This window comes from Mesorhizobium sp. B2-3-5 (assembly GCF_006442395.1).
Classification (GTDB): Bacteria; Pseudomonadota; Alphaproteobacteria; order Rhizobiales; family Rhizobiaceae; genus Mesorhizobium.
Genome location: NZ_VFVX01000002.1, coordinates 55,163 through 80,487, shown reverse-complemented (window position 1 = coordinate 80,487; position 25,325 = coordinate 55,163). Strand labels below are relative to the sequence as shown.

Annotated in this window: 21 protein-coding genes; 10 read left to right on the top strand and 11 right to left on the bottom strand. The window is 61.7% G+C overall.

The annotated features are described in order from the left end of the window. Window positions 1-122 precede the first annotated feature (122 nt). Together FJ958_RS03160 and FJ958_RS03155 are read right to left on the bottom strand one after the other, a co-directional pair. Entirely contained in the window at window positions 123-2,102 is a 1,980-nt protein-coding gene (locus FJ958_RS03160) for a bifunctional 2',3'-cyclic-nucleotide 2'-phosphodiesterase/3'-nucleotidase (RefSeq protein WP_140739311.1), read from the bottom strand. Window positions 2,103-2,252: 150 nt separating this feature from the next. Beyond that, complete coding sequence (locus FJ958_RS03155; protein WP_140739308.1) at window positions 2,253-3,518, bottom strand: NAD(P)/FAD-dependent oxidoreductase; 1,266 nt, start codon at window positions 3,516-3,518, stop codon at window positions 2,253-2,255. A 167-nt stretch (window positions 3,519-3,685) separates the two neighbouring features. Here FJ958_RS03155 and FJ958_RS03150 point away from each other — a divergent pair, with 167 nt between their 5' ends. Then, window positions 3,686-4,336 carry a 5-formyltetrahydrofolate cyclo-ligase gene (locus FJ958_RS03150; RefSeq protein WP_140739305.1) on the top strand — a complete coding sequence of 217 codons (651 nt, stop codon included), beginning with the start codon at window positions 3,686-3,688 and terminating at the stop codon, window positions 4,334-4,336. Window positions 4,337-4,385: 49 nt separating this feature from the next. Here FJ958_RS03150 and FJ958_RS03145 read toward each other — a convergent pair whose 3' ends face one another. Next, the gene (locus FJ958_RS03145; protein ID WP_015317948.1) at window positions 4,386-4,859 is read right to left on the bottom strand and encodes an Lrp/AsnC family transcriptional regulator; all 474 of its coding nucleotides are present in this window, start codon (window positions 4,857-4,859) and stop codon (window positions 4,386-4,388) included. Between the two features lie 158 nt (window positions 4,860-5,017). Here FJ958_RS03145 and ald point away from each other — a divergent pair, with 158 nt between their 5' ends. Together ald and FJ958_RS03135 are read left to right on the top strand one after the other, a co-directional pair. After that, complete coding sequence (gene ald / locus FJ958_RS03140; RefSeq protein WP_140739302.1) at window positions 5,018-6,133, top strand: alanine dehydrogenase; 1,116 nt, start codon at window positions 5,018-5,020, stop codon at window positions 6,131-6,133. Between the two features lie 206 nt (window positions 6,134-6,339). Further along, window positions 6,340-7,626, top strand: a complete 1,287-nt coding sequence (locus tag FJ958_RS03135; protein WP_140739299.1) for an outer membrane beta-barrel protein — start codon at window positions 6,340-6,342, stop codon at window positions 7,624-7,626. Window positions 7,627-7,863: 237 nt separating this feature from the next. Here FJ958_RS03135 and FJ958_RS03130 read toward each other — a convergent pair whose 3' ends face one another. From FJ958_RS03130 to FJ958_RS03110, 5 genes are all read right to left on the bottom strand, one after another. Further along, window positions 7,864-8,331 carry a DUF1203 domain-containing protein gene (locus tag FJ958_RS03130; protein ID WP_140739296.1) on the bottom strand — a complete coding sequence of 156 codons (468 nt, stop codon included), beginning with the start codon at window positions 8,329-8,331 and terminating at the stop codon, window positions 7,864-7,866. Between the two features lie 331 nt (window positions 8,332-8,662). Next, window positions 8,663-9,226 carry a GNAT family N-acetyltransferase gene (locus FJ958_RS03125; protein WP_140739954.1) on the bottom strand — a complete coding sequence of 188 codons (564 nt, stop codon included), beginning with the start codon at window positions 9,224-9,226 and terminating at the stop codon, window positions 8,663-8,665. A gap of 5 nt (window positions 9,227-9,231) precedes the next feature. Continuing rightward, window positions 9,232-10,098: a 3-mercaptopyruvate sulfurtransferase gene (gene sseA, locus FJ958_RS03120; protein ID WP_140739293.1), complete on the bottom strand. Its 867-nt coding sequence runs from the start codon at window positions 10,096-10,098 to the stop codon at window positions 9,232-9,234. Window positions 10,099-10,138: 40 nt separating this feature from the next. After that, window positions 10,139-10,882, bottom strand: coding sequence for an alanyl-tRNA editing protein (locus FJ958_RS03115; RefSeq protein ID WP_140739290.1), 744 nt, complete (start codon window positions 10,880-10,882; stop codon window positions 10,139-10,141). Continuing rightward, on the bottom strand, window positions 10,882-11,916 hold the full coding sequence (locus FJ958_RS03110; protein ID WP_140739287.1) for a cysteine synthase A: 1,035 nt from the start codon (window positions 11,914-11,916) through the stop codon (window positions 10,882-10,884). The genes FJ958_RS03115 and FJ958_RS03110 overlap by 1 nt, the downstream gene beginning before the upstream one ends. Window positions 11,917-12,141: 225 nt before the next feature. On the opposite strand from FJ958_RS03110, the gene FJ958_RS03105 reads away from it, so the two are divergent. Both FJ958_RS03105 and FJ958_RS03100 read left to right on the top strand, forming a co-directional pair. After that, window positions 12,142-12,963, top strand: a complete 822-nt coding sequence (locus FJ958_RS03105) for an SDR family oxidoreductase (RefSeq protein ID WP_140739284.1) — start codon at window positions 12,142-12,144, stop codon at window positions 12,961-12,963. Between the two features lie 93 nt (window positions 12,964-13,056). Beyond that, window positions 13,057-14,031, top strand: a complete 975-nt coding sequence (locus FJ958_RS03100) for an alpha/beta fold hydrolase (RefSeq protein WP_140739281.1) — start codon at window positions 13,057-13,059, stop codon at window positions 14,029-14,031. Between the two features lie 117 nt (window positions 14,032-14,148). On the opposite strand, the gene FJ958_RS03095 is transcribed toward FJ958_RS03100, so the two are convergent. Further along, complete coding sequence (locus tag FJ958_RS03095; RefSeq protein ID WP_140739278.1) at window positions 14,149-15,573, bottom strand: DEAD/DEAH box helicase; 1,425 nt, start codon at window positions 15,571-15,573, stop codon at window positions 14,149-14,151. 403 nt (window positions 15,574-15,976) lie between these two features. On the opposite strand from FJ958_RS03095, the gene FJ958_RS03090 reads away from it, so the two are divergent. Beyond that, on the top strand, window positions 15,977-17,509 hold the full coding sequence (locus FJ958_RS03090) for an acyl-CoA carboxylase subunit beta (protein ID WP_140739275.1): 1,533 nt from the start codon (window positions 15,977-15,979) through the stop codon (window positions 17,507-17,509). Between the two features lie 35 nt (window positions 17,510-17,544). On the opposite strand, the gene FJ958_RS03085 is transcribed toward FJ958_RS03090, so the two are convergent. After that, complete coding sequence (locus tag FJ958_RS03085) at window positions 17,545-19,074, bottom strand: NAD(P)H-hydrate dehydratase (RefSeq protein ID WP_140739272.1); 1,530 nt, start codon at window positions 19,072-19,074, stop codon at window positions 17,545-17,547. A gap of 351 nt (window positions 19,075-19,425) precedes the next feature. Here FJ958_RS03085 and FJ958_RS03080 point away from each other — a divergent pair, with 351 nt between their 5' ends. Continuing rightward, on the top strand, window positions 19,426-19,764 hold the full coding sequence (locus FJ958_RS03080; RefSeq protein WP_006205430.1) for a P-II family nitrogen regulator: 339 nt from the start codon (window positions 19,426-19,428) through the stop codon (window positions 19,762-19,764). Window positions 19,765-19,814: 50 nt separating this feature from the next. Then, entirely contained in the window at window positions 19,815-21,224 is a 1,410-nt protein-coding gene (glnA, locus tag FJ958_RS03075) for a type I glutamate--ammonia ligase (protein WP_140739269.1), read from the top strand. A gap of 698 nt (window positions 21,225-21,922) precedes the next feature. On the opposite strand, the gene FJ958_RS03070 is transcribed toward glnA, so the two are convergent. Then, on the bottom strand, window positions 21,923-23,344 hold the full coding sequence (locus tag FJ958_RS03070; protein WP_140739266.1) for an APC family permease: 1,422 nt from the start codon (window positions 23,342-23,344) through the stop codon (window positions 21,923-21,925). 150 nt (window positions 23,345-23,494) lie between these two features. Between FJ958_RS03070 and FJ958_RS03065 the strand changes: the two genes are divergently transcribed. Further along, complete coding sequence (locus FJ958_RS03065; RefSeq protein WP_140739263.1) at window positions 23,495-24,106, top strand: TetR/AcrR family transcriptional regulator; 612 nt, start codon at window positions 23,495-23,497, stop codon at window positions 24,104-24,106. Between the two features lie 21 nt (window positions 24,107-24,127). Next, a complete protein-coding gene (locus FJ958_RS03060) occupies window positions 24,128-25,294 on the top strand; it encodes a P1 family peptidase (RefSeq protein ID WP_140739260.1) in 1,167 nt (388 codons plus the stop codon). The last annotated feature ends 31 nt before the right edge of the window (window positions 25,295-25,325 follow it).

Sequence of the window (25,325 nt, the reverse complement as noted above, 5' to 3'; positions counted from 1 at the left end):
AGCGTACCAGCAGCTACCCCACAGGACGCACTCACAACACTCCGAGTGCCATCGCGCAAGCGGCGAGGTCATCTCCCGCGCGGCGGACTCGGGCAAAGACAGGTCCCTATCCGGCCGCCGGATCAGAGCAGGATGCGATATCTAGCAAAACCGGCGTCCCCCTCGCCCGCCGGTTCGATCTTCAGCGACTTCAGATCGGCAATGAAATCCTTTGCCTTGACGGCTGTCTCGAACATGACGCTGGTTCCCGGCAGCGGGGCGAACGACCAGTTGCCGTCCGCCGACGGGTTGATCGTGCCTTGGCTTACGATGTAGCGAACGATGACGTCGCGGTTGGTGTCCGGCGCCTCGTAGATGATCTTCGAGGCATTGATGTCAGGGAAATTGCCGCCGCCACCGGCCCGGTAATTGTTGGTTGCGACGACGAATTTCGCCACCGGATCAATCGGTTTTCCATCGAATTTCAGTTCGACGATGCGATTGGAGCCGGCATTCGCCACCCCACCCTTGGCATCATATTTCGGCGGCTGGGACAGATCGATCTTGTATGAAACGCCGTCGATGACATCAAAATTATAGGACGGAAATTCAGTGTTGATCAGCGCCTGATCGGCCTTGCCAGCTTCTATCCTGTTGAAGATGCCGGCCGACATTTCCAGCCATTCCTTCACTTGCGCCCCGGTGATTTCGACTGCCCGTACCGTATTCGGATAGAGGTAGAGGTCGGCGACGTTCTTGATGGCGATGTCGCCCGCCGGCACGTCGGTATAGTAGTCGGCGCCGCTGCGTCCGCCGGCCTTGAAGGGAGCGGCGGCCGACAGCAGCGGCACATCCTTCCATTGCGTGCTCTTGAGAATATCCTTGAGGTACCAGGTCTGCGCCTGGCTGACGACCTGCACCGATGGATCGTCGGCGACCAGCGCGAAATAGGAATAGAGCGGCGCGGAGGTCTTGCCGACGGGGCGGCGCACATAGGCGAGCGTCGCCTGATGGTCCTGTTCGAGTGCCGCGATGATACGCCTGTCGTCGGCGACGGTCGGCTTGTTCTTGTTGTCGACGCGCTCGAAGATCGGCCGCGCCTCCGATGTAGCGGAAACAACCTTCCATTTCGAACCGTCGCGCTCCAGCATCAGATCGATGAGCCCCATATGCGAGCCCCAGAAACCGCCCATCACGGCGGGCTTGCCTTGCAGCGTGCCCCTTCTCGTGTCGACGCCCTCGAGCGACTGGAAATCCTTCTTGCCGGGAAACACCAGATGCTGGTGGCCCGTGAACACCGCATCGATGCCATCGACGCCGGCAACAAAGAACGAAGCGTTCTCCATCATGTCGCCCTGCTTCACATCGATGCCGGAATGCGAGAGCGCGATGACGATGTCGGCGCCCTCTTCCTTCATCTGCGGCACCCAGGCCTTGGCCGCCTCGACGATGTCGCGCGTCTTGACGTTGCCTTCGAGGTTCTTGAGGTCCCAGACCATGATCTGCGGCGGCACGAAGCCGATGATGCCGATCCTGATTGGCTGGTCGGCGCCCGACCCGTCCTTGATTTTCTTGTCGAGGATTATGTAGGGCTTGAGGTAGAGCTTGTCGTCGCGCGGGTTGGCGGCAAGCTTGGTGCCCCGGATCAGGTTCGCGCACACGAACGGGAAATTGGCGCCGGCCAGCACCTTGTCCAGAAAGGACAGGCCGTAGTTGAATTCGTGGTTGCCGAGTGTCGAGCACTCGTAACCCAGCAGGTTCATGCCCTTCATGATCGGATGCAGATCGCCGTCCTTGAGGCCCTTTTCATAGGCGATGTAGTCGCCCATCGGATTGCCCTGCAGAAGGTCGCCATTGTCGATCAGCATCGAATTCACGGCCTCCTTGCGCACCGCGTCGATGAGCGACGCCGTGCGTGACAGGCCCATCGTGTCGTTGGCTTTGTCGGCGTAGTAATCATAGGGCAGTACGTTCACATGGATATCGGTGGTTTCCATGATCCGAAGGTGCGCCTGATTGGTTTGCGCCCGGGCGGAGAAGGGATGAAGCACGATCAACGCCCCTGTGGCGGCGGTCCCCGCAAGGAAACCACGGCGGGAAACGGAATGGGGCAGCTGTGACATGTTCTCTCCTTCTTAAGACGACGTGACACGCCCTGCCCCAAGCGAACTTCGCGCCGAAATCGGCTCAAGTCCACTCATGAAGCTGCGTGCATCCGGACATCATCCCATCAGCAACAGATGACGCGCGCATGAATGGGACCGTGATGAAAGTCAGGTCTTGTCGTCGTCGCCCTGCGTGATCAGCCGGGCGCTACGCTGGCCTGTGACGTAGATCCACAGCCAGCTCAACGAAACCGCGAGCCGGTTACGGAACCCGATCAGGAAATAGATGTGTGCGATGCCCCACAGCCACCAGGCCGGCCAGCCGGTGAGCTTAATCCAGCCGAAATCGATTGCGGCGGCGCGCTTGCCGATCGTCGCCAGGTCGCCCGCATGCTTGTAGTGGAAGGGTCGCGTGGTGGCGTCGCCATCCAGCCTGGCCTTGATAGTGGCCGCTACATGTCGGCCCTCCTGCTTGGCGGAAGGTGCCACACCGGGTACTGGCCGTCCATCGGGCCGCAAGACAAGGGCAGCGTCGCCGATAACAAAAATCTCCGGGCTGCCGGGCACGCTGAGGTCGGGCTCGACGAGCACCCTGCCCGCTCGGTCCGCCTTCGCTCCCAGCCATTCGGCGGCGGGCGAAGCGGCAACGCCCGCTGCCCAAAGGATCGTTCGGGCCGGCAGATGCGTGTCGCCGAAGACGACACCTTCCGCGTCACAGCGCGTAACGGCGTGTCCGAGTTCAAGAGTGACGCCGAGCCGCTCGAGCGCCTTCCTGGCGTATTCGGAAAGTTTTGGCGCGAAATTGGCCAGGATCCGGTCGCCGGCTTCGATCAGCACTACGCGCGTTTCGCGCGTATCGATGTTGCGGAACTCACCGCGCAACGTGTCATGCGCCAGCTCGGCGATGGTGCCGGCGAGTTCCACACCGGTCGGGCCGCCACCGACAATGGCAATGGTCAGCAACGCCTGGCGTTTGGCGGGATCAGTCTCCCGCTCCGCCTGTTCGAAGGCCAAGAGGATGCGCCGCCGAACGGTGGTGGCGTCCTCCAGCGTCTTCAGGCCGGGCGCGAAAGGCTCCCATTCGTCATGGCCGAAATAGGCGTGGCGCGCGCCGGTGGCCAGCACCAGCGTGTCGTAGGCGACGGCGCTGCCGTCATCGAGCAGCACGCGCTTGCCGGCCCGGTCGACGCCGACGACATTGGCGAGCAGCGTGGTGACATCCTTGCGTTTGCGCAGAAGGTGGCGGATCGGCCAGGCAACCTCGGAGGTCGCCAGCGCCGTCGTCGCCACCTGGTAGAGCAGCGGCTGGAATAGATGATGGTTGCGCTTGTCGATCATGGTGATGTGAACCGGTGCGCCGGCAAGCGCGCGGGTAAATTCGAGGCCGCCGAAACCCGCGCCGACGACCACAATTTGATGTCTGGCTTCGTTCATCTCGATTCACCCCCGATGGGCCAGGATTGCCTGCCCTGGATGTAGGTGTTTTTGTGCAATGCAGCAACAGAAGGACAGTGCCTGAGACTCGCCGTTCCATGTCGTGAATGCACATGTTGTATCGTGTCGCGAGGTATAGCGTCGTCGAACACGCGATGAGGTGAGGCATGGCCAACGATCATGACGACCAAGGTCCGGCGCAGTATTCCTCGCCGCCCTGCTTCATGCACGAACTCGATCCCGAGTTCCGGACGCCTCTGAGCGACTGGACCGACGTAAGGCGATGGCGCAAAGCTGAGCGCGAACGGCTGATCGCCGCCCGGCTCGCGGTTTCGGCCGACGCGCGAACAGCAATGTCGCAACGCATTGCGAATGGACTTGACGCGATCATTGGCGACATAGCGGGCCGCATGGTCAGCCTTTACTGGCCGTTTCGCGGCGAGCCGGATCTGCGGCCTTGGATGGCCGCCATAAACGAACGAGGTGGCCGTACCGCACTGCCTATCGTCGTCGAAAAGGGGCGGCCATTGATGTTTCGCGCCTACAAACCGGGCGACCGATTGGAAAAGGGGGTCTGGAACATCCCGATCCCTGCCGAGGGTGATCCGGTGCTGCCCGACATCGTCATCTCGCCGATTGTCGGTATCGATCCCACCAATTATCGCCTGGGTTATGGCGGCGGCTTCTTCGACCGGACGCTGGCCGCCATGCCGTTCAAGCCATTGGTCATTGGCGTCGGCTACAATCTGCAGCGCATCGCGACCATCTATCCGCAGCCGCACGACATTCCGATGAATCGGATCGTGACGGAGGGTTAAGACTTGTCGAGATTCAGGTCAGGCCGGCATCACCTGAATATCGACACATTCAAGCCATTTCGGGCTTCAGCCCCATCGCCGTTCGGTCGACGATTTCGCGCAAGGCAAAGGACGAATTGATCTTCGTCACATGCGGCATCGCCGACAGCCACTCCTTGTGGATGCGCTCGTAATCAACCAGATCCTTTGCCGCGATGCGAAGGATGTAGTCGTATTCGCCCGACATCAAGTGGCACGACAGCACGTTGGGGCAACGTTTGATCGCCGCCTCGAAATCCGACAGCGTCTTCTCGAACTGTCCGGACAGGGAGATGTGGACGATCGCCGTCATCTGATGGCCAAGGGCTGCGTTGGAAAGCCGGGCGTGATAACCGCGGATGGTTCCCGACTTCTCCAGATTGTCGAGCCGGCGCGAGCAGGCCGACTGCGACAGGCCCACCTTTTCGGCAAGGGCCGCGTTTGGCATCCGCCCATCCTTCTGCAATGTCTCCAGAATGGCGATATCAATCCTGTCGAGCGGCATTTTTCGTGATTCCTGCGAAAATTATTCCATTTTGCGCAATGATTATCGAAACCTGACTGTCCGCGCAAGCGCATTCGCAAACACTTGCACGCCGATTCGTGGTTCACTCCGTTCATTCAGGGAGTGAGCCTGGAAAGGCCGGATCAGGGAGAAGAAAAATGCGTGTCGGTTGCCCAAAGGAAATCAAGAACCACGAATACCGTGTCGGCCTCACGCCTGGCTCGGTCCGCGAATATGTCGCCCATGGCCACGAAGTTCTGGTCGAGGCCGGAGCCGGCGCCGGCATCGGTGCCGATGACAACGCCTATCGCGCCGCCGGCGCCACCATCGCCAAGACAGCCGCCGACGTGTTCGCCAAGTCGGACATGATCGTCAAGGTCAAGGAGCCGCAGCCCAATGAATGGGTCCAACTGCGCGACGGCCAGATCCTGTACACCTATCTTCATCTGGCTCCGGATCCGGAGCAGACCAAGGGTCTGCTCGCTTCGGGTGTCACAGCGATCGCCTATGAAACCGTGACCGACGACCGTGGCGGCCTGCCGCTGCTCGCGCCGATGTCGGAAGTCGCCGGCCGCCTGTCGATCCAGGCCGGAGCGACGGCGTTGCAGAAGGCCTATGGCGGCCGGGGCGTGCTGCTCGGCGGCGTGCCTGGCGTGCTGCCCGGTAAGGTGACTGTGCTCGGCGGCGGCGTCGTTGGCCTGCACGCGGCCCGCATGGCCGCCGGCCTTGGCGCCGATGTCACCATCATCGACCGCTCGATCCCGCGGCTGCGCCAGCTCGACGACCTCTTCGCGGGCCGTGTCCACACACGCTACTCGACGGTCGAGGCGCTGGAGGAAGAATGCTTCTCGGCCGACATCGTCGTCGGCGCCGTACTGATCCCGGGCGCCGCTGCACCCAAGCTCGTCACCCGCGAAATGCTGTCCGGTATGAAAAAAGGCTCGGTGCTGGTCGACGTGGCCATCGACCAGGGCGGCTGCTTCGAGACCTCGCACGCGACCACCCATGCAGAACCCACCTACGAGGTCGACGGCGTCATCCACTATTGCGTCGCCAACATGCCTGGCGCGGTGCCGGTCACCTCGGCTCACGCGCTGAACAACGCAACGCTGCATTATGGCCTGCAACTCGCCGACAAGGGCCTGAAGGCCCTGATTGACGACCACCACCTGCGCAACGGCCTCAATGTCCACAAGGGTAAGATCACCAACCGTGCGGTCGCCGAAGCGCTGGGCTACGAGCTCGTCGAGCCGAAAGCCGTTCTGGCCGCCTGATTTCACTCAAGATTCTTCCAGTGTCACCCGCCGGTCCCATGCCGGCGGGTTTTTCTTTGGGAGGCGGCAATCAACCGCGTCTGCCGGCTGACGGCATCCGTGCATGCCGTAAGGCGCTTTGCACGCTATTGTTGCATTTTTGTCATACCTAAGCTGGCCGACTCCCTGCTAGAGACGTGCTGGGTTTATTATTAGGGGTACGGGCTATGTTTATTCGCGTTTCTGCGAAATCTATTCTCCTCGGTGCTGTTTCTGCTGTGGCTTTGATGTCGGCGGCCCATGGGGCGGATGTCCTGCAGCCGGTGGAAGCGAGCGGTTTTAACTGGAGCGGAGCTTATGTCGGCATCGGTGGCGGCTTCGGCGCCAGCGTGCACAAGTTCAGCGTGCCGGGCTTCGACTTGAACGGCGTCGGCGGCAATGGCGTATTCGGCGAACTGACCGCCGGCTACGACTACATGGTTTCCGAGCGCTTCCTGCTGGGCGGCTTTATCGATGCCAATTTCGGGAATATCGGCCCGTCGATCAGCGTCCCAGGCGCCGACATCGACCTGACCGATTCCTACGGCTTCGATGTCGGTCTCCGAGCCGGTTATGTTCTCAACCCCAGCACGCTCGGTTACGTGCTCGGCGGTTACAGCTGGCAGCATTTCAAGCTTGATGGATCGGGCGGTGCTGAAGGGTTGAACTTCACTGAAAACCGCAGCGGCTATGTGCTGGGTGTCGGCATGGAAACCGTGCTGCGCGGCAACTGGACCCTGAAGACCGAATATCGTTACGCGAACTTTGGTGACAAGTCGCTGATCGATTTTGGTGGCGCTTCATTGAACGGGGAACCGTCCACCCACACCTTCCATATCGCCGCTAACTATCGCTTCGGCGCACAGAACGGCGGCGGTACGTCATTCGCTGCTCCGGCCTACAACTGGACCGGCTTCTACGTTGGCGGCGCTTTGGGCGCCGGCACGGCAGTTCACGAGCTGGGCGTCAACTTTGGTGGCGGCACTCTCGATGCCAATGGCATTGGCAGCGAAGGCGTGTTTGGCGAGTTGAACGCCGGCTACGATTACGATTTCGGCACTTGGGTTGCCGGTGTACAGATCGACGGCCGCTATTCCGGAATTCGATCGAAACTCGACTTTTTGGGCGCTTCCGTCAAACTCGATTCCGACTATGGCTTTGACGCATTGGGCCGTGTCGGCGCCAAGGTCAACGAATCGACCCTGGCCTATGTGATCGGCGGCTACAGCTATCAACATTTCGATCTCAACATTCCGGATCCGATCGGCGATATCGATTGGAACAAAAGTGGCTTCACGGTGGGTGGCGGCCTCGAAACGGCTGTCTCCAGCAACGTAACGGTCGGCATTGAATATCGCTATTCACAGTTCGCCAAGAAGGATCTCTCGTCTGAATTTGATGCGCCGGATGGTACGCTGACCGACAAGGCTTCGTTCCAGACCGTGCGCATCGGCGCCAAGTACAAGTTCAACTAAGCCCTCCAGGCAAATAGTCTAAGCCCGTCGGCCTTGCCGGCGGGCTTTTTTGTTGCGTGAGAGGACGCGCGAAGCGCGGACAAGCGCGGACAACAAAAAAGCGGAGCCAAAGCCCCGCTTCCTCGATATCGAGATTGCCGCCGGTTCATCCGCGGTCGGCCAATCAATCGACAATCACTTTTTATAGTATCTATGCGACGGGAGTACGACAGAGTTTCCTGCCGCAATTATGCGTCTTCAGGCCCGCTCAATCCGGCATTGGTAGCAATTGTTGCGCGCCGAGCGGACATGCACATAGGCAATGTCGTTACGCTCGAAAAGCGTCTCGGCTCGAGCAGCAATAGCCCCGGTCGGGATGACACCGCCGCTGCCGTAGACGATACGATCATCCCTGCCATAGCCGCGCACGATGTAATCCGGGCTTTCGAGAATCGCGGGGAGCGCCTCCGTCTCGGCGGCCCGCTCGCACTCTTGCGCATGCAAGAAGATCGGCCCGGTTTCGGCGTAGGGCTGCAGTTCCGGGAATGGCCGATAGGCAAGGATAAGGTAGGCATCGCCGGCTGCGATGTTCTTGAGACAGTGCCGGCAAGGCATGCCATCGCCGTCGGATATCTTCCGCTCAGGCGTGCGGCCATAGGCGTCGCGGCCGCCGCGCTGGAGACCCCTGACATCTTCGGTCGGTAGAGCTTTGAACTGGATGGTCATGATGAAATCTCCGGTGCTGTTACCCGGAAATTATTGGCTTGGACCGAAGCTTCCCACCCGATTCATGCCAACGATTGAGGGCTGATCTCATATCGGCGATCAGCCACTCTTGGAATAGGTTGGCGGCGCGGAGCCAGATAAGCCGGCTAATTACTGCGTTGACTCAATCGGAAATCAGCGGATGAGATCGTCAAAGCGCCGCAATGGCGAAATTGGACCGACTAGATATCGATCGAGCGCGCTACTAGGCGCAGGTCCGGCCGGCGCTTGATGCGGCCGACATTCCAAGGCTGCCTGAAGCACCGATGAACAAAAGGTCAGATTCCGGGTGTCACGGCCGCATGACGCTGGCCGAACGCTCGGCGAAAGGCAGCGGATGCACCACCTCTTTCTTCTGCGCGACCGGCGTGAAACCGAGCTTCTGGTAGAGTGGCAGAGCCGCCGGATGGTCAAGTGTGCAGGTCTGCACCGTCACCCGTTTCGGCCCATGCGACCATGCCGCGGCGATCGCCGAGCCCAGGAACCAGCGGCCGATGCCCTGCCCGGTCGCATGTTCCATCATGCCGAAATAGGCGAGTTCCACTTCCTCCGGCAAATGCGGCTTGAGATCGAAGAAGCCTGCCGGCGAACCGTCGAGGTAGAGCACCCTGATGTCGCGATCCTCGCGGTGGATGCCGGCCGAAAGCTCGTCGTCATCCAGCCGCAGAACATTCACCCAGTGCCATTTGCGCCCCACCCGGTCCATCAGGTAGCGGTAAAAATGCAAGGGAATGTCCCTCGTCTTCAGCAACGCGACCTGGCGGTTGTAGGGCATCGGTGGCGAGACGGCAGGAGGCGCATGCATTTCGAGAAAAGTCACCGTGACTTCAATGTCCTGCAGCGCGCCGTTTTCCATCGTGTTCATTCCTTGCCGGTCGTCGCGGGGCCGGTCACGACAGGCGTGTCCGAAAGCCCGCCCCACTCGGTCCACGAGCCGTCATAAAGCCTGTTGTCGGTGTGGCCAAGCGTCTCCAGTGCCAGAGTGACCACGGCAGCGGTGACCCCGGAGCCACAAGATGTGACCACGGGCTTCGTCAGGTCAATGCCGGCGTCCTCGATCACCTTGCGCAAACGATCCTTGGGCAAAAGCAAGCCATTCTCCGACAGCGCGGAGTACGGCACATTGCGGGCGCCCGGCATATGGCCGGAGCGGATGCCCGCGCGAGGCTCGGGCTCGGCGCCGGTGAAGCGGCCCGGTCCCCGCGCATCGGCGATCTGGCTTGTTCCGGTCTCGACGATCCGGCGCATGTCGGCCAGACTGGCGACGCGACCGGCGTCGAAATCGGCATGGAAGATGCTCGGCGCGATCTTCGTCGGTTCAGCCGTTACCGGCCTGCCGGCTGCCTTCCAGCCATCGAAGCCACCGTCCAGAATATAGGTTTGGAATACACCCATGACCCGGAACATCCACCATGCCCGAGGTGCCGAGAAGAACCCCGGACCGTCGTAGACGACAATCGTGTCGTCGGCCGAGACGCCCATCGCACCGACATATTGCGCAAAATGCTGAGGCGACGGCAGCGTATGCGGTAAAGCGGCGTCAGGATCCGAAACCGCATCCTGATCCAGGAAGCGGGCACCGGGAATGTGGGCCGCATCATATTCGGCGCGCGCGTCACGCTTTTGGGCCGGCAGGTACCAGGACGCGTCTACAATGGTCACACCAGGCTCGCCCAGGCGCCCCTGTAACCAGTCCGCATCGACGGTGAAAGGACTATCTTCGGCCATTCTCGTTCTCTCTATCCACGGTAAAACAAAGCGTTGCGTGTCAAGCCGCCGGCATCGGGCCGAAGCGGATGCGGAAGCGCCTGTTCTCACGACCCTTCTTTTCGATTTTGCCGACGTGGATTTCGCCGATTTCCCCAGTGCTTTTCACATGCGTGCCACCGCAGGGCTGGCTGTCCACCGAGGCGTTCTCACCGATGCAGACCAGGCAAATCTTGCCGGTACCGGCCGGCGGCCGGACGTTCTTGGATTTCACCAGGCCAGGGTTCGCGGCAAGTTCCTCGTCGCTGATAAGCCTGGTGAAAATCGGATGATCGGCCCGCACCAGATCCATCAGGTCCGCCGTCACCTCTTCCCTGGTGAAGCTGGCGTCCGGAATGTCGAAATCGACACGGCTGTCGTCCTCGGAAACCGCCGCACCCGTGATCGGGAACGGGCAGACAACTGTTAGCAGATGGCAAGCCGCGTGCATGCGCATCAACAGGTGCCGGCGTTCCCAGTCGATGGCGAGTTTCACCTTCTCGCCGACAGCCAAGGCCGCGTGCTCCGGCGCCGGCACATGAATGATCTCGTCCTTGGTTTCACCCGTGATGGTGGCGGCGATGGCGATCCGGCTGCCACCGGCGCGTTCGAGATAGCCGGTGTCTCCCGGCTGGCCGCCCGAGGTGGCATAGAAGATCGTCCGGTCGAGAATGATGCCGCCACGGTCATTGCGGTCAACAACCGTCGCGTCCGCCGTGCTGAGATAGGCGTCGTCTCGAAACAGCGCTTGTGTCTTGTGCGCCATCACGCGACCTTTTCGAAAGGCACGGAAATCTTGCTCTGCAGCTCCATCCAGCCCGGCACCGGAAGGTTCTTCCCGCGCAGGAACTCAGGGTTGAACAATTTCGACTGGTAGCGCGTACCATAGTCGCAAAGAATGGTCACGATGGTGTGGCCGGGGCCTAATGCCTTGGCCAGTTGGATCGCGCCGGCAATGTTGATGCCGGTCGAGCCACCGACGCACAAGCCTTCTTCCTGGATCAGGTCGAAGACGATCGGCAACGCATCCTCATCCTTGATCTGGAAAGAGAAGTCCGGCGTGAACCCTTCGAGATTGGCGGTGATGCGTCCCTGCCCGATGCCTTCGGTGATGGAACTGCCCTCGGACTTCAACTCGCCGCTGGTGTAGAAGCTGTAGAGCGCGGCACCCAGCGGATCGGCCAGAGCGACCTTCACGTCCTTGTTCTTGGCCTTCAGCCCAATGGCGACGCCGGCCAGCGTTCCGCCGGAACCCACCGCGGAGACGAAACCGTCAACCTTGCCGCCGGTCTGGGCCCAGATTTCCTGTGCCGTGGTGCGGATATGACCATCGCGGTTGGCGACATTGTCGAACTGGTTGGCCCAGATGGCACCGTTCGGCTCGGTTCTCGCCATCTGCTCGGCCAGCCGTCCCGACAGCTTCACGTAATTGTTGGGGTTCTTGTAAGGCACGGCCGGCACTTCGATCAGCTCAGCGCCAAGCAACCTGATCGTGTCCTTCTTTTCCTGGCTCTGCGTGTCCGGAATGACTATGACGGTGCGGTAACCAAGCGCCTTGGCGACCAGCGTCAAGCCGATGCCCGTATTGCCGGCCGTCCCCTCGACGATGACGCCACCCGGCTGCAGCAGGCCGCGCTGCTCAGCGTCGCGGATAATGAACAGGCCGGCGCGATCCTTGACCGACTGTCCAGGATTCATGAACTCGGCCTTGCCCAGGATCTCGCAGCCGGTTTCTTCGGAAGCTTTGTTGAGGCGGATCAGAGGCGTGTTGCCGATCGCGTCGATCACAGAACGGGGCATTCAGGATTCCTTGTGTGCGTACGCCGAAACCCTAGAAACCCGACGCTTCGGTTTCAAGGCAAGAATTTGTCTGGTCCAGTCGCATTTCCGGCGCTGCGACGCATCGGCATTCTCGAGACTGGGCTGATGTCGCACAGTTCATTTGCACTTATGGTCGAAAAGCACTCTTTTCATTCGATTTCTTCGCCGCTAGAGCAAAGCACCAACAACTCGGCGGGGCGCAGCATGACACTCTATCGGGCCGATCCGAAACACGGCGTCGCCTGGGTCACCGGGGGCAGTAGCGGCATTGGGCGCTCGCTGGCCAGGGATCTGGCCTCCCAGGGCTACGCGGTGGCGGTGACAGCGCTCGACGACGATCCGATCGACACGCTCATCGTCGAGACGGCGCAGATGCCGGGCAGCGTCACGGCCTTTCCCTGCGATGTCACAGACGAGCCGCGCATGGCAAGAACGGTCGCCGCGATCGAGAAAGAACTCGGCCCCATTGTGCTCGCCGTCTTCAATGCGGGAAACTACATCTCCACGCCTGGAGAGGCTCTCGTCGTCAGCGATTTTCGTCGTTCCTTCGAGGTCAACTATTTCGGCATCATCAACGGGTTGGTGCCGGTCGTGGAACATATGCGCGTGCGGGCGCGCGGCCATGTCGTTCTGGTCGGCTCGGTCACCGCCTATTTCGGCTGGCCGACCACGGCCGCCTATGGTGGCACCAAGGCGGCGATCAACATCCTGGCCGAGTCCCTGAAATATGATTTCGACAAGATGAACATCCGCGTCCAGGTGATAAACCCCGGTTTTGTCGACACACCGCTGACCGAAAAGAACATGCTACCGATGCCGGGCTTGATGCCGGTCAGCCGTGCGACGCGCCGCATGGTGCGGGGCATCAAATCCGGCGGCTTTGAAGTCACCTTTCCGTATCGCACAAGCTGGCCGCTGAAATTTCTGGCCCTGCTGCCGAGGCCATGGTGCCGATGGGTGATCAGCCTCACGACCAGCTGGAAGGCCCGGCCGCTGCATTACGAGCGCAAACGGCCCGCCGAATAGAATGCCCACAGGATTGGTGGGTTGGCGGCCTGAACGGCCGTTGCCTGTTCACGGCCACCACCATAGGTTTGTTGTTGTTGCGTGGAGTCTGGGATGGGGCGACGGATCGTGCTTGCTGTGCTGGGCCTGATCGCCGTCCTTGCACTGGTCTGGGTATTTGGTCCTCGCGTCCCCGTCGACACGACGATCCACTTCAATCCTTCCGTGATCGGTGACGATCCGCAGGCCTATGTGGCCAAGGTGGAAGCCGGCGTGCCCGGTATCCGCGAGGGGTTGGAGAAGGAGATCATCTGGGCCAACCCGATGGTGCATGCCAAGACGCCGCTGTCGATCGTCTATATCCACGGCTTCTCGGCTTCAAAGGGCGAGGTCCGCCCCCTGCCGGACGAGGTCGCCGAGCAACTCGACGCCAATCTGTTCTACACCCGCCTTACCGGGCACGGCGAGGACGGCGCGGCCATGACGCAGGGAAGCGTCAATGCCTGGATCAACGACTATGAGGAGGCACTCGCCGTCGGCCGGGCGATCGGCGACAAGGTGATCGTCATCTCAACCTCGACCGGCGGCTCGCTGGCCGCGTGGGCGGCAACGCAGCCCGGCGCATCGGAGGGGGTGGCGGCCATAGCGTTCATCTCGCCCAATTTCGGCGTGAAGGCATCCGGCGCCGAGATGCTGACCATGCCCTGGGGCAAACAGATCGCCGAACTCGTTGCCGGCAAGGAACGCAGCTTCGTGCCGCACAACGCGCTCCACGAAAAATTCTGGACCACCAGCTACCCGATCGCAGCAACGATGCCGATGCAAGCGCTGACGGAACTTGCCTATGGCGCGCCGGTGGAAAAGGCGACGATTCCTGCCCTGTTCATTTTCTCGGATATGGACAAAGTGGTGCGGCCGGAACGCACGCGCGAGATTGCGGCGCGTTGGGCTGGCGCGCATGAACTGGTGCCCATGGAAAGTACGGGCGATCCCGACAACCATGTCCTTGCCGGAGACGCGCTGTCGCCGTCGACCACGGCTTTCCTCGTGCAACGGATCGCTGTCTGGATCGAAGCTGTCGCCAAATAGCCGTGCCGATGGGGGGCGGCTTCGGATATGAAAAGGCCGACCGAGGCAATGCCTCAGCCGGCCTTGATCGTCAGCAGTCGAGCCAAGCCAATTGGCCAGGCTCGATACGGATAATAATCAAGCAGCCCGCGCGGCAGGCCGCCTGCCGCCGAAGCGGCGCTTGTTGTTGCCCTTGAAGGGCTTGGCACCTTCCGGCTTGCGTTCGCCGGCAAAGGCCGGCTTGTCGCCGAAACGCTTCTTGCCGAAGCCATTGTTCTGCTTCTTCTCGCCGCCAGGCCGCCTGCCGTCGCGACGGCCATTGTGATCGGCGCGGTCATTGGCCGGCTCGCGGCGCTCGTTCTTTTCCGCCGGATTGCGCACCGGATCGGGGCTGCCCAGATGGTCGGCAACAACAGGCAGCTTGGTGCGGATGATGCGCTCGACCTGGCGCAGCTTGCTGTTTTCCGAAGGATCGCAAAGCGTGATCGCGATGCCGTCCTTGCCGTTGCGGCCGGTGCGGCCGATGCGGTGGACATAGCTTTCAGCCTCGTCCGGCAAGTCGAAATTCACGACATGACTGATGCCGGGCACGTCGATGCCGCGCGCGGCGATGTCGGTCGCGACCAGAATGCGCACCGATCCATCACGGAAATCGTTGAGCGCCTTCTGACGGGCATTCTGCGACTTGTTGCCGTGAATGACGGCGGCCTTGAAACCGTCGCGCTCGAGATCTTTGGTCACCCGGTCGGCACCATGCTTGGTGCGCGAAAAGATGATGACGGACTTCATCGCTTCGTCGGCGAGCATCGTCGACAGAACCTGGCGCTTCTGCTTGGTGCGGGCGAAGACGACGCCCTGCACGATCTCGGCCGCCGCGGTGCTTTGCGGCGAGACCTCGATACGGACCGGGTTCTTCAAAAGGCCCTTGGCCAGTTCCGCGATCTCGTCCGGCATGGTGGCCGAAAACAGTGCCGTCTGGCGATCAGGCGCGGTCGCCTTGGCGATGCGCTTGACGTCGTTGATGAAGCCCATGTCGAGCATGCGGTCGCCCTCGTCCAGCACCAGCCATTTGGTGTCGGAAAGGATGAGGTCGCCTTCGCGCACCAGATCGGTCAGCCGGCCGGGCGTGGCGATCAGGATGTCGACGCCGGGAGCAACCTTTTTCACTTGGCTGAAGCGCGAGACGCCGCCCAGCACGAGTGCCGTCGAGACATGCGCGCCCTTGGCGAGGATCTTGATGGTCTCCTCGATCTGCACGGCGAGTTCGCGGGTCGGCGCCAGGATGAGCGCACGCGTGGTCTTGGCGCGGCGCTTGGTGCCGAGCCCTATGATCTTCGACAGGATCGGAAGCGCGAAGGCCGCGGTCTTGCCGGAGCCGGTCTGGGCGATGCCGAAAATGTCGCGGCCTTCCAGTTGCGGCGGGATGGCCTGCACCTGGATCGGCTTCGGATCGGCGAAGCCGGCGGCATGGGTGGCCTTGAGCAGCGCACCCGTGATTCCCAGCGCCGCAAAACCAGAGAGTTCCGCGGTGTCATTGCCGGGCAAAGTGTTTTCGTTGGTCAAAATAATCTTCTTTCAGGCGGCCTTTGGCCGCAAACATCAATGGCGGCAGGGCGCAACCTGCCGTCGGATAACATTGTCATGGAACGACAAGGCGGCGGACGGGATCGTCCGCGCGGCTGCGCTGTCGTGCCCGCAGGCATCATGCCACGGGGCTTCTTCGCCACCTTGCCAACCAATCAGGTCGATCAGCCGAAAAGAGGGAAAACAGACGCAACCAGTCTCATTCGTCGAGAAGGCCGGATTCGTTCCCGGCCCAAGCGCCTATGCGGTGCATATGGCTGAGTTCGCCTCGAAATGCAAGGGCAGCATGTTGCAACGCAGCAAAAACAGCCGAAAACGGGCGCTTGCGCTGCCCGGCGGGCATGATTACCACAAACGCAGCTTCGATTTTGGGGACTACGCAATGAAGGACGTGCTGAAGGAACTCGAGCGGCGCCGCGACATTGCCCGCATGGGCGGCGGCCAGGCGCGCATCGATGCCCAGCACAAGAAGGGCAAGCTCACCGCGCGCGAACGGATCGAGGTGTTTCTCGACGAAGGCTCCTTCGAGGAGTTCGACATGTATGTCGAGCATCGCTCGACCGATTTCGGCATGGAGAAGACCAAGATCGCCGGCGACGGCGTCGTTACCGGCTGGGGCACGGTCAACGGCCGCCCGATCTACCTCTTCGCCAAGGATTTCACCGTGTTCGGCGGCTCGCTGTCGGAAGCGCATGCCGAGAAGGTCATCAAGGTGCAGGAGATGGCGCTGCGCAACCGCGCGCCGATCATCGGCCTCTATGATGCAGGCGGCGCCCGCATCCAGGAAGGCGTTGCGGCCCTTGGCGGCTATGCCGAGATCTTTCAGCGCAATGTGCTCGCATCGGGCGTCATTCCGCAGATTTCGGTGATCATGGGGCCTTGCGCCGGCGGCGACGTCTATTCGCCCGCCATGACCGACTTCATCTTCATGGTGCGTGATACCTCCTACATGTTCGTCACCGGTCCGGATGTGGTGAAGACCGTGACCAACGAGACGGTGACGGCCGAGAGTCTCGGTGGCGCCTCGGTGCACACGACGAAATCCTCGATCGCCGACGGCGCCTATGACAATGATGTCGAAGCGCTGCTGCAGATGCGCCGGCTGGTCGACCTGCTGCCGGCTTCCAACACATCGGAACTCCCCGAGATCGAATGCTATCAGTCGGTTACCGACCATGATCTGTCGCTCGATCGGCTAATCCCCGACAATGCCAACAAGCCTTACGACATCAAGGAACTGATCCTGAAGGTGGCCGACGAGGGCGACTTCTTCGAGATCCAGCAGAATTTTGCCAAAAACATCGTCACCGGATTCGGACGGATCGAGGGCCGCACTGTCGGCTTCGTCGCCAACCAGCCGATGGTTCTGGCCGGTGTGCTCGATTCCGATGCCAGCCGCAAGGCGGCGCGCTTCGTGCGTTTTTGCGATTGTTTTTCCATTCCGATCGTCACCTTCGTCGATGTTCCGGGTTTCCTGCCGGGCACCGCGCAGGAATATGGCGGGCTGATCAAGCATGGCGCCAAGCTGCTGTTCGCCTATGCGGAGGCGACCGTGCCGAAGATCACCGTCATCACCAGAAAGGCCTATGGCGGCGCCTATGACGTGATGGCGTCAAAACACCTGCGCGGCGACATGAACTATGCCTGGCCGACGGCGCAGATTGCTGTCATGGGCGCAAGGGGCGCGGTCGAGATCATCTACCGCAAGGACATTGGTGACGCCGAAAAGATCGCGGCCCATACAAAGACTTACGAGGATCGTTTCCTGTCGCCCTTCGTCGCCGCCGAGCGCGGCTATGTCGACGAGGTGATCATGCCGCACTCGACCCGCCGGCGTGTTGCGCGCGCGCTTCGGATGCTGCGCAACAAGGACATGCAGAACCCCTGGAAGAAGCACGACAACATTCCGTTGTGAGCTGAATGTCGCCGGCGCCCCATAAGCGCCATTGATCAGAGCACGCCTCGGGCGGCGACCAGTTCGTGCAATACCGGCACCAGGGCCAGTGGCAAATCCTCGGCGATCAGCCCCGGCCCGAACCGGCTGCCGGCCTCGGCATGAATCCACACCGCCGCGCAGGCAGCTTCGAACGCCGGCATGGCCTGCGCCAGCAACCCGCCGATGATGCCCGACAGCGCGTCGCCCGATCCGGCGGTCGCAAGCCAGGCCGCGCCGTTGTAATTGATCGCCGCTCGGCCATCGGGAGCGGCAATCACCGTGTCGGCGCCCTTGTAGACAATAACGGCATTGGCCCGCGCGGCCGCGTCACGCGCCTTGTCCAATTTGGATGAGGTATTGTCGCCGGCGATGTCCGGAAACAGCCTTGCGAACTCCCCTTCGTGCGGTGTCATGACAAGATGCGGCGCGTTTGGCTGGCGAGCGGCGTCGAACAGGACATCCGGCGCGTTGCGAAACGAGGTGATCGCGTCAGCATCGAACACGAGGCCATCGATCACTATTGGGGCATCCTGTGGCTCGCCGGATGCGAGGAGCGCGAGCCCGAACGTCAGTGTCTTTTCACCAATGCCAAAGCCGGGCCCGAGGACAAAGGCCGACGGCCGACGTTCCGCGACAAACGCCTTGATGTCGGCGACGTCATCGGTCTTGCGCAGCATGATGGAAGTCAGGTGTCCGGCATTGACCTGCATGGCATTGCCCGGCGACAGCACGGTCACCGCCCCCGCCCCGCTTCTGGCCGCAGCCAGCGCCGAAAGCCGCGCCGCCCCGGTGGCGCCGGGGCCGCCGGAAAAGACGCCGGCATGGCCGCGCTTGTATTTGTGGGCGTCGACAGCCGGCACCGGGAAATCGTCCAACCAATGTGCTGGCGTGTTCTCGAACGTCCGGGGTTGTAGCCGTGAAATGATATCGTCGCCGATGCCGATATCGGCGAGCACGATCTCGCCGCAACGTTCGCGTCCCGGCAGCAACAAATGCCCGGGCTTCTTGCGCGCGAACGTCACGGTCACGGCGGCGGTAAATGCCACGCCCAGCACTTTGCCGCTGTCGCCCGAAACGCCCGAAGGCAGATCGACCGCGACAACCGGCAAATGCGTGTCAGTGGCGATATCGACCGCCCTGGCGGCATCGCCGGACAGCGGCTTGGACAGCCCTGCCCCGTAAAGCGCATCGACCACGATCGAGCCGGGCTGGGCTTCAAAACCGGACAGCGGCCGGGGTGCGACCGGGCACTCGGCCGCAGCCAGCGCCGCGTCGCTTCGCGGCCTCGGCGCACCGGACGCCCAGATTGTCGTGGCGACGCCGCTGCCAGCGAGGATGCGGGCGACGACGTAGCCGTCGCCGCCATTGTTGCCAGGCCCGCAAAGCACATGGACGTGCGCCGCCTGGGGATAGCGGATGAAGACCTCGGCCGCGACGGCTTCGCCGGCACGGCGCATGAGGCCGATGCCGTCGACTGGACCTGCGGCAGTCGTCAGCCGGTCCGCCTCGCCCATCTCTGCGGAAGTAAGAAGTTCATCGCTCATGGATTGCCGATCCGCATTCGATCAAGCATTGTCCAGTTTTCGAGCCGAAGCAAACGAAGAGGGAGTTTTTACCAGCTGCGGCTAAGTCGCTGGACGAGCATCAAGGCGAAGCTGCACGGCGGATGGGCGATCTGCCTAATTTTTGTGCGGACGCAAGCTCGAGCACTGTGTAGGCTTCAGCAGCTATGCCGCATCCGATGCACCGAACGAGGCGAAATCGCATTCCGGGGCGGTGTGGCTTCGAAATCGTTTGAGTCCGCTTCGAATCCATCTATCTGGCACAGTTCGTGCTTGATGGAGGCGCAAGCGGGGCTCACAACCCGTTTTTTGGCAGTGGAGGCCACTTTTTACATGAAAAAGATCGAAGCGATCATCAAGCCATTCAAGCTGGACGAAGTGAAGGAAGCGCTTCAGGAGGCCGGGCTGCAGGGCATAACGGTCACCGAGGCAAAGGGCTTCGGACGGCAGAAGGGCCATACCGAACTCTATCGGGGCGCCGAATATGTCGTTGATTTCCTGCCCAAGGTGAAGATCGAAGTCGTGCTCGGCGACGATGCAGTCGAAGGCGCCATCGAGGCCATCCGCAAGGCGGCCCAGACCGGCCGCATCGGCGACGGCAAGATTTTCGTCTCCAACATCGAGGAAGTCGTACGCATCCGCACCGGCGAAACCGGCATGGATGCTGTCTGAGACGGCCATTCTCCAAACATCAAAAACGTCATCACACAGGGATACATTACATGACGACAGCCAAAGACATCATGAAGCAGATCAAGGATAACGACGTGAAATTCGTCGACCTGCGCTTCACAGACCCGAAGGGCAAGCTGCAACACGTGACGATGGATGTCATCGAGGTCGAGGAAGACATGTTCGCCGACGGCGTCATGTTCGACGGCTCGTCGATTGCCGGCTGGAAGGCCATCAACGAGTCCGACATGGTGCTGATGCCCGATCCGGAGACGGTCCACATGGATCCGTTCTTCGCGCAGTCGACCATGGTCATCCTGTGCGACATTCTCGATCCGGTTTCGGGCGAGTCCTACAACCGCGATCCGCGCGGCACGGCCAAGAAGGCCGAAGCCTATATGAAGTCGGAAGGCATCGGCGACACCATCTATGTCGGCCCGGAAGCCGAGTTCTTCGTGTTCGATGACGTCAAGTACAAGGCCGATCCCTACAACACCGGCTTCCGGCTCGATTCCACCGAACTGCCGTCGAACGACGACACCGACTACGAAACCGGAAACCTCGGCCACCGCCCGCGCATCAAGGGCGGCTATTTCCCGGTGCCGCCGATCGATTCGGCTCAGGACATGCGCTCCGAGATGCTGACCGTGCTCGCCGAGATGGGCGTGCGCGTCGAAAAGCATCACCATGAGGTCGCGGCCGCGCAGCACGAACTCGGCATCAAGTTCGACACGCTTGTCCGCAACGCCGACAAGATGCTGATCTACAAGTATGTTGTCCACCAGGTCGCCAACGCCTACGGCAAAACGGCCACCTTCATGCCGAAGCCGATCTTCGGCGACAACGGCTCGGGCATGCATGTGCACCAATCGATCTGGAAGGGCGGCAAGCCGACCTTCGCCGGCAATGAATATGCCGGCCTGTCGGAAAGCTGCCTGTTCTACATCGGCGGTATCATCAAGCACGCCAAGGCGATCAACGCCTTCACCAACCCGCTGACCAACTCCTACAAGCGCCTGGTGCCGGGCTATGAAGCGCCCGTCCTGCTCGCCTATTCGGCGCGCAACCGCTCAGCCTCCTGCCGCATCCCGTTCGGCTCGTCGCCGAAGGCCAAGCGCGTCGAGGTCCGCTTCCCCGATCCGGGCGCGAACCCCTACCTCGCTTTCGCCGCCATGCTGATGGCTGGCCTCGACGGCATCAAGAACAAGATCCATCCCGGCCAGCCGATGGACAAGGATCTCTACGACCTGCCGCCGAAGGAATTGAAGAAGATCCCGACCGTCTGCGGTTCGCTGCGTGAAGCCCTGCAGAGCCTCGACAAGGACCGCGGCTTCCTGAAGGCCGGCGGCGTCTTCGACGACGACCAGATCGACAGCTACATCGAGCTGAAGATGGCCGAAGTGATGCGCTTCGAAATGACCCCGCATCCGGTCGAGTATGATATGTATTACTCGGTCTAAGATCCCCTGGGATAGCGTCACAAAGCCCTTGAAGGACGTCCTCATTCAAGGGCTTTTTGCTGCCCCCACAATACCCGCCAATTGATGCATGCGGCCAGTCGCGCGACGGGGCTCATTGCTTTTGGTTTTAAGGATAATTCGCTCTTGGCCGGCCCGTGGCCACCGGCGGAAGACGAAGTTCAGGTCGCGACACAAAGCCATTGAAGGCACGTTGGCGGACGGCTTTAGAAGGAAAGATAACGCCAGGAGCGAGCGGCGCACTGCCTCAGGCTGCAATGCCCGCTCGTCCAGCGCCCCCGCCAATGCCGTCGTTCAAGAAACCCCGCCCCGCTCGAACAGCATCGCTTTGGCGTAACCCCAAGACCACGAATACGCATGCCGCGGCGCGATCTGTCAACGCCGCCAACCGGTGGCATAAACCGCCGATTTCGGTGCATGAACAGTAGCTTATATACAAGCCCTTAGCGCGCAGGACTGACATAACCGGGGTTTTCCGGGCTTTTTGGGCGATTTACAAGCTTGCCGATCGGAGCCACGGTAACCGCATGTTAGCCGGGGGTGGGCCGGCATGACGGTTTTGAACCGCCCTTTTCAACCTGACTTTTTTTGGGTGTATTCGCTCCGTCAGGCCGGCGCAGAAAAAAGAACCCCGGTAAAGGCCGGGGTTCTCGCACGGGATTGAACGTCGGAGGGGGTGCCTATCCGACAAGTTCGTCGGGACCGTGCAGATTCCAGTCCGATCGCCTGGCCAAGACCAGGATGTAGTAGATTGCCGCGACGACCATGATCAGCAGCGTCGCGATCAGGCTCGGGCGCCCGAAGGCGGCATCGAGCAGGTTCTGGTAGGCGACATAGACCAGCGCCACGAAGGCAAGGATGGCCGGGACCGGAAACAAAGGCATGCGGTAGTGCCCGCCTGCCGTTGTGCCGTTGCGGCGCCCTGCAAACACCGCCACGCACAAAAGCGCGTAGATGACCACCAGCGACGTGCCGCTGACCACCAACAAAAGGTTGAAGTCGATGAAGCAGGCGACAGCTGCCAGAACCGCCACGACGATGGTGGCGATCCAGGGCGATGCATAGCTGCCATGGACGGAGGCAATGGCGGCGTTGATCGGGCCGAACCAGGTCTTGTCACGGCCGGAGCTGAACAGCAGTCGCGCCGCTTGCAGGATGATGGCGATGACCGCGTTGAAAATGGCAACGGCAATGGCAAGGCTGATCAGGACCGTCAGCGCGTGACCGCCGCGCGCCTCGAGGAAGTACTCGATCTTCTGTGGCGCGGCGAGCAGGCCCGGAATATCCGGAGACCCCAGCAGCACCGCCGTCAACGGAATGAGCTCGGCCGCGACGGTGATCACCAATGCCCAGAGCACCACCTTGCCGATGTTGCGCCTGGCGTCATGCGTCTCTTCGCCGAAATAGGCGGCCGCGCCGTAGCCATTATAGGCGAACAGCGAGACGGCGGTGGACGCCAGGATGATGCCGGACGAGGCAGGAACAAGCGTGTTGGTCGCGTCAAGCAGTTGCGGCGACGTGAACAGGCTGGACAGCGGTCGCTCGACATGGGCAAAGCCGAGACCGGTCAGGATCAGCAGCGCCAGCATTTCGATGCCGAGGAAGATGCCGGTGACGAAAGCATTGAGCTTGATGCGCATTGCCGCGACCGTGCCGGCCAGCGCGATCGTCACCACGCCGACCCATTGCGGACTAAGGTTGGGTATCAGCACGCCGAGATAGGTGCCGACACCGAGCGCGATGACGGCGACGATCAGCACGATCGAGACGAACACCAGCACCAGGGTGACAAAGCCCCAGAAGCGGCCAAGCGTGCGGCCGATCATGGTGTATTCGCCGCCGGCCATCGGGTAGGCCGACGACAGCTCCGCATAGACGAAGGCCATGAACAGGCCGATTACGGCGGCGAGCACGAAACTCAGGAATGAGCCTGTGCCGGCCAGCGCGATGACACCCGGTACGATGATGAACACCGAGGATGCGGGCGTCACGGCCGACAAGACGATCATCAGCGTGCCGAGCGCGTTGAGCGCCCGATCAAGCCCTTTGGCGGTTGGCGCAGCCTTGTGCGCTGCCCCTGTGGTTGCTTCGTTTGTAGACATTCTCCTCCCCTTTTTTTAATAAGATAAAAATTATCCTCCGCAACGGAACCTATCGACAGAGTCGGTTACCGTCAACAAATTAGGCGAATTGATACTTGCTTAATTTCAACCGCCAGCCTTAAACTGAATCAAATTCAGGAACAGAGAGAAATGGGACGACCCAAAACCCAGACCGATCGCCGCCTGACCTTGGTCGCGGCAGCAGAATCGATGATCGCCAGGCGCGGCCTTGCCGGCGTCACGCTGCGCGACGTTGCCAATGAGGCAGGGATGAGTTCGAGCGCCCTGCTCTATTATTATCCCGGTCTGAAGGACCTTCTGGACGATGTGCAGCGCAAGGCCGTCGAGCGGTTCTGCACGATACGCGCGGCATCCGTGGCCGAGATCGCCGACCCCCGGCTGCGGCTGAAAACGATGATCGAGAGCGGACTGCCGGCCGATGCGGATGACCAGCTCTGCCGGCTGCTGCTCGAGCTCGGCGCCTATTCGCGTTCGGATGCAAGCTATGCTGCCCGCCACATCACATTGTTCGAGCGGCAAGTGTCGATCTATGTCGGCATTCTCGAAGCGGGCGCCGCCACCGGCATCTTCAAACTGCAGGCGACGAGCGAGACCATTGCACGCAGCCTGGTGGTGCTCGAGGACGGCCTGGGGCTGCACCTGGTCAACGTCGTGCCTGCGGTCGATCAACCCTCGGCGATGGCGATCCTGGCCAGCTATGCCGAGCTTGCAACCGGCTGCAGTCTCCGCTCGGCCGGCTAATCAACGGAGCAAGACCAAAGCATGGACCAACTGCCGACCCAGACCGCCACACCAGCCGGCAAACCGCGAGCCCGCGCACTCGCCATCCCCTTGCAAGGCACGCCCGGTCCGGCCAATGCCATCACCGACGTCGAGGGCGTCCTGGTCGGTTACTCGACGATCATCAAAGGCGAAGGCAAGCTCAAGCTTGGGCAGGGACCCGTACGCACCGGCGTGACAGCCATTCTGCCGTTTGGCCATGACGGCGTCGGCCTCGCCTGCGCCGCCGGTTATCATTCCTTCAACGGCAATGGCGAGATGACCGGCGCATCGTGGATCGAGGAGGCCGGCAGCATCAGCCTGCCCATCCTGATCACCAACACCCATGCGGTCGGCCCTTGCCATCGCGGCGTCATCGACTGGGTGGCGCGCCACAAGCCCGATGTCGCGAACCAATGGCTGCTGCCCGTGGTGGCCGAAACCTGGGACGGCTATCTCAACGACATCAACGGCTCGCATGTCACCGTCGATCACGCGACCGCGGCGATCGACAATGCGGCGAGCGGGCGCATCGAGGAAGGCTCGGTCGGCGGAGGCACCGGCATGAACTGCTACGCCTTCAAGGGCGGCTCCGGCACAGCCTCGCGGATCGTCGACTACGGCCATCGCTCCTACACGGTCGGCGTCTTCCTGCAGGCCAATTTCGGGTCACGCGATGAACTCACCATCGCCGGCGTGCCGCTTGGCGAGCGGCTGAGTGATGACAACCCGATGGAGTCTTATTTTCGCGGCGGCCCGACTGGCGCCGGTTCCTGCATCGGCATCGTCGCCACCGACGCGCCGCTTTTGCCCGGCCAATGCAAGGCGCTGGCCCGACGCGTGCCGCTCGGCCTGGCGCGGACCGGCACCGCCGGCTCGCATTTCTCCGGCGACATTTTTCTAGCCTTCTCGACCGCCAATCGCGACGCGCTCAACGGTCGCTTCCCGCAGGGACCGGCCACCGAACAGAGCTATGGGCATATGGATTTCATCCCCTGGGGCCGGATGGACGATTTTTATACGGCCGTAGTGCAGGCGGCCGAGGAAGCCGTGCTCAACGCATTGGTCGCCAATCAGGACATGATCGGCCGCGACGGCAACCGGACTCCCGCCCTGCCCCATGCAAAGGTGTTGGCTGCGCTCAAGGCACGCGGAATGATCGCTGGCTGAACGCGATCGGCATGGCCGCACCTCGCAAGCA

Excerpts from the sequence above, each read along its gene's own strand:
- glnA (WP_140739269.1), top strand. The coding sequence starts at position 19,815 with ATGACGACAGCCAAAGACATCATGAAGCAGATCAAGGATAACGACGTG.
- FJ958_RS03160 (WP_140739311.1), bottom strand. The coding sequence starts at position 2,102 with ATGTCACAGCTGCCCCATTCCGTTTCCCGCCGTGGTTTCCTTGCGGGG.
- FJ958_RS03105 (WP_140739284.1), top strand. The coding sequence starts at position 12,142 with ATGACACTCTATCGGGCCGATCCGAAACACGGCGTCGCCTGGGTCACC.
- FJ958_RS03090 (WP_140739275.1), top strand. The coding sequence starts at position 15,977 with ATGAAGGACGTGCTGAAGGAACTCGAGCGGCGCCGCGACATTGCCCGC.
- FJ958_RS03125 (WP_140739954.1), bottom strand. The coding sequence starts at position 9,226 with ATGGAAAACGGCGCGCTGCAGGACATTGAAGTCACGGTGACTTTTCTC.
- FJ958_RS03085 (WP_140739272.1), bottom strand. The coding sequence starts at position 19,074 with ATGAGCGATGAACTTCTTACTTCCGCAGAGATGGGCGAGGCGGACCGG.
- FJ958_RS03130 (WP_140739296.1), bottom strand. The coding sequence starts at position 8,331 with ATGACCATCCAGTTCAAAGCTCTACCGACCGAAGATGTCAGGGGTCTC.
- FJ958_RS03115 (WP_140739290.1), bottom strand. The coding sequence starts at position 10,882 with ATGGCGCACAAGACACAAGCGCTGTTTCGAGACGACGCCTATCTCAGC.
- FJ958_RS03145 (WP_015317948.1), bottom strand. The coding sequence starts at position 4,859 with ATGCCGCTCGACAGGATTGATATCGCCATTCTGGAGACATTGCAGAAG.
- FJ958_RS03070 (WP_140739266.1), bottom strand. The coding sequence starts at position 23,344 with ATGTCTACAAACGAAGCAACCACAGGGGCAGCGCACAAGGCTGCGCCA.
- FJ958_RS03155 (WP_140739308.1), bottom strand. The coding sequence starts at position 3,518 with ATGAACGAAGCCAGACATCAAATTGTGGTCGTCGGCGCGGGTTTCGGC.
- ald (WP_140739302.1), top strand. The coding sequence starts at position 5,018 with ATGCGTGTCGGTTGCCCAAAGGAAATCAAGAACCACGAATACCGTGTC.
- FJ958_RS03100 (WP_140739281.1), top strand. The coding sequence starts at position 13,057 with ATGGGGCGACGGATCGTGCTTGCTGTGCTGGGCCTGATCGCCGTCCTT.
- FJ958_RS03080 (WP_006205430.1), top strand. The coding sequence starts at position 19,426 with ATGAAAAAGATCGAAGCGATCATCAAGCCATTCAAGCTGGACGAAGTG.
- FJ958_RS03065 (WP_140739263.1), top strand. The coding sequence starts at position 23,495 with ATGGGACGACCCAAAACCCAGACCGATCGCCGCCTGACCTTGGTCGCG.
- FJ958_RS03150 (WP_140739305.1), top strand. The coding sequence starts at position 3,686 with ATGGCCAACGATCATGACGACCAAGGTCCGGCGCAGTATTCCTCGCCG.
- FJ958_RS03060 (WP_140739260.1), top strand. The coding sequence starts at position 24,128 with ATGGACCAACTGCCGACCCAGACCGCCACACCAGCCGGCAAACCGCGA.
- sseA (WP_140739293.1), bottom strand. The coding sequence starts at position 10,098 with ATGGCCGAAGATAGTCCTTTCACCGTCGATGCGGACTGGTTACAGGGG.
- FJ958_RS03110 (WP_140739287.1), bottom strand. The coding sequence starts at position 11,916 with ATGCCCCGTTCTGTGATCGACGCGATCGGCAACACGCCTCTGATCCGC.
- FJ958_RS03135 (WP_140739299.1), top strand. The coding sequence starts at position 6,340 with ATGTTTATTCGCGTTTCTGCGAAATCTATTCTCCTCGGTGCTGTTTCT.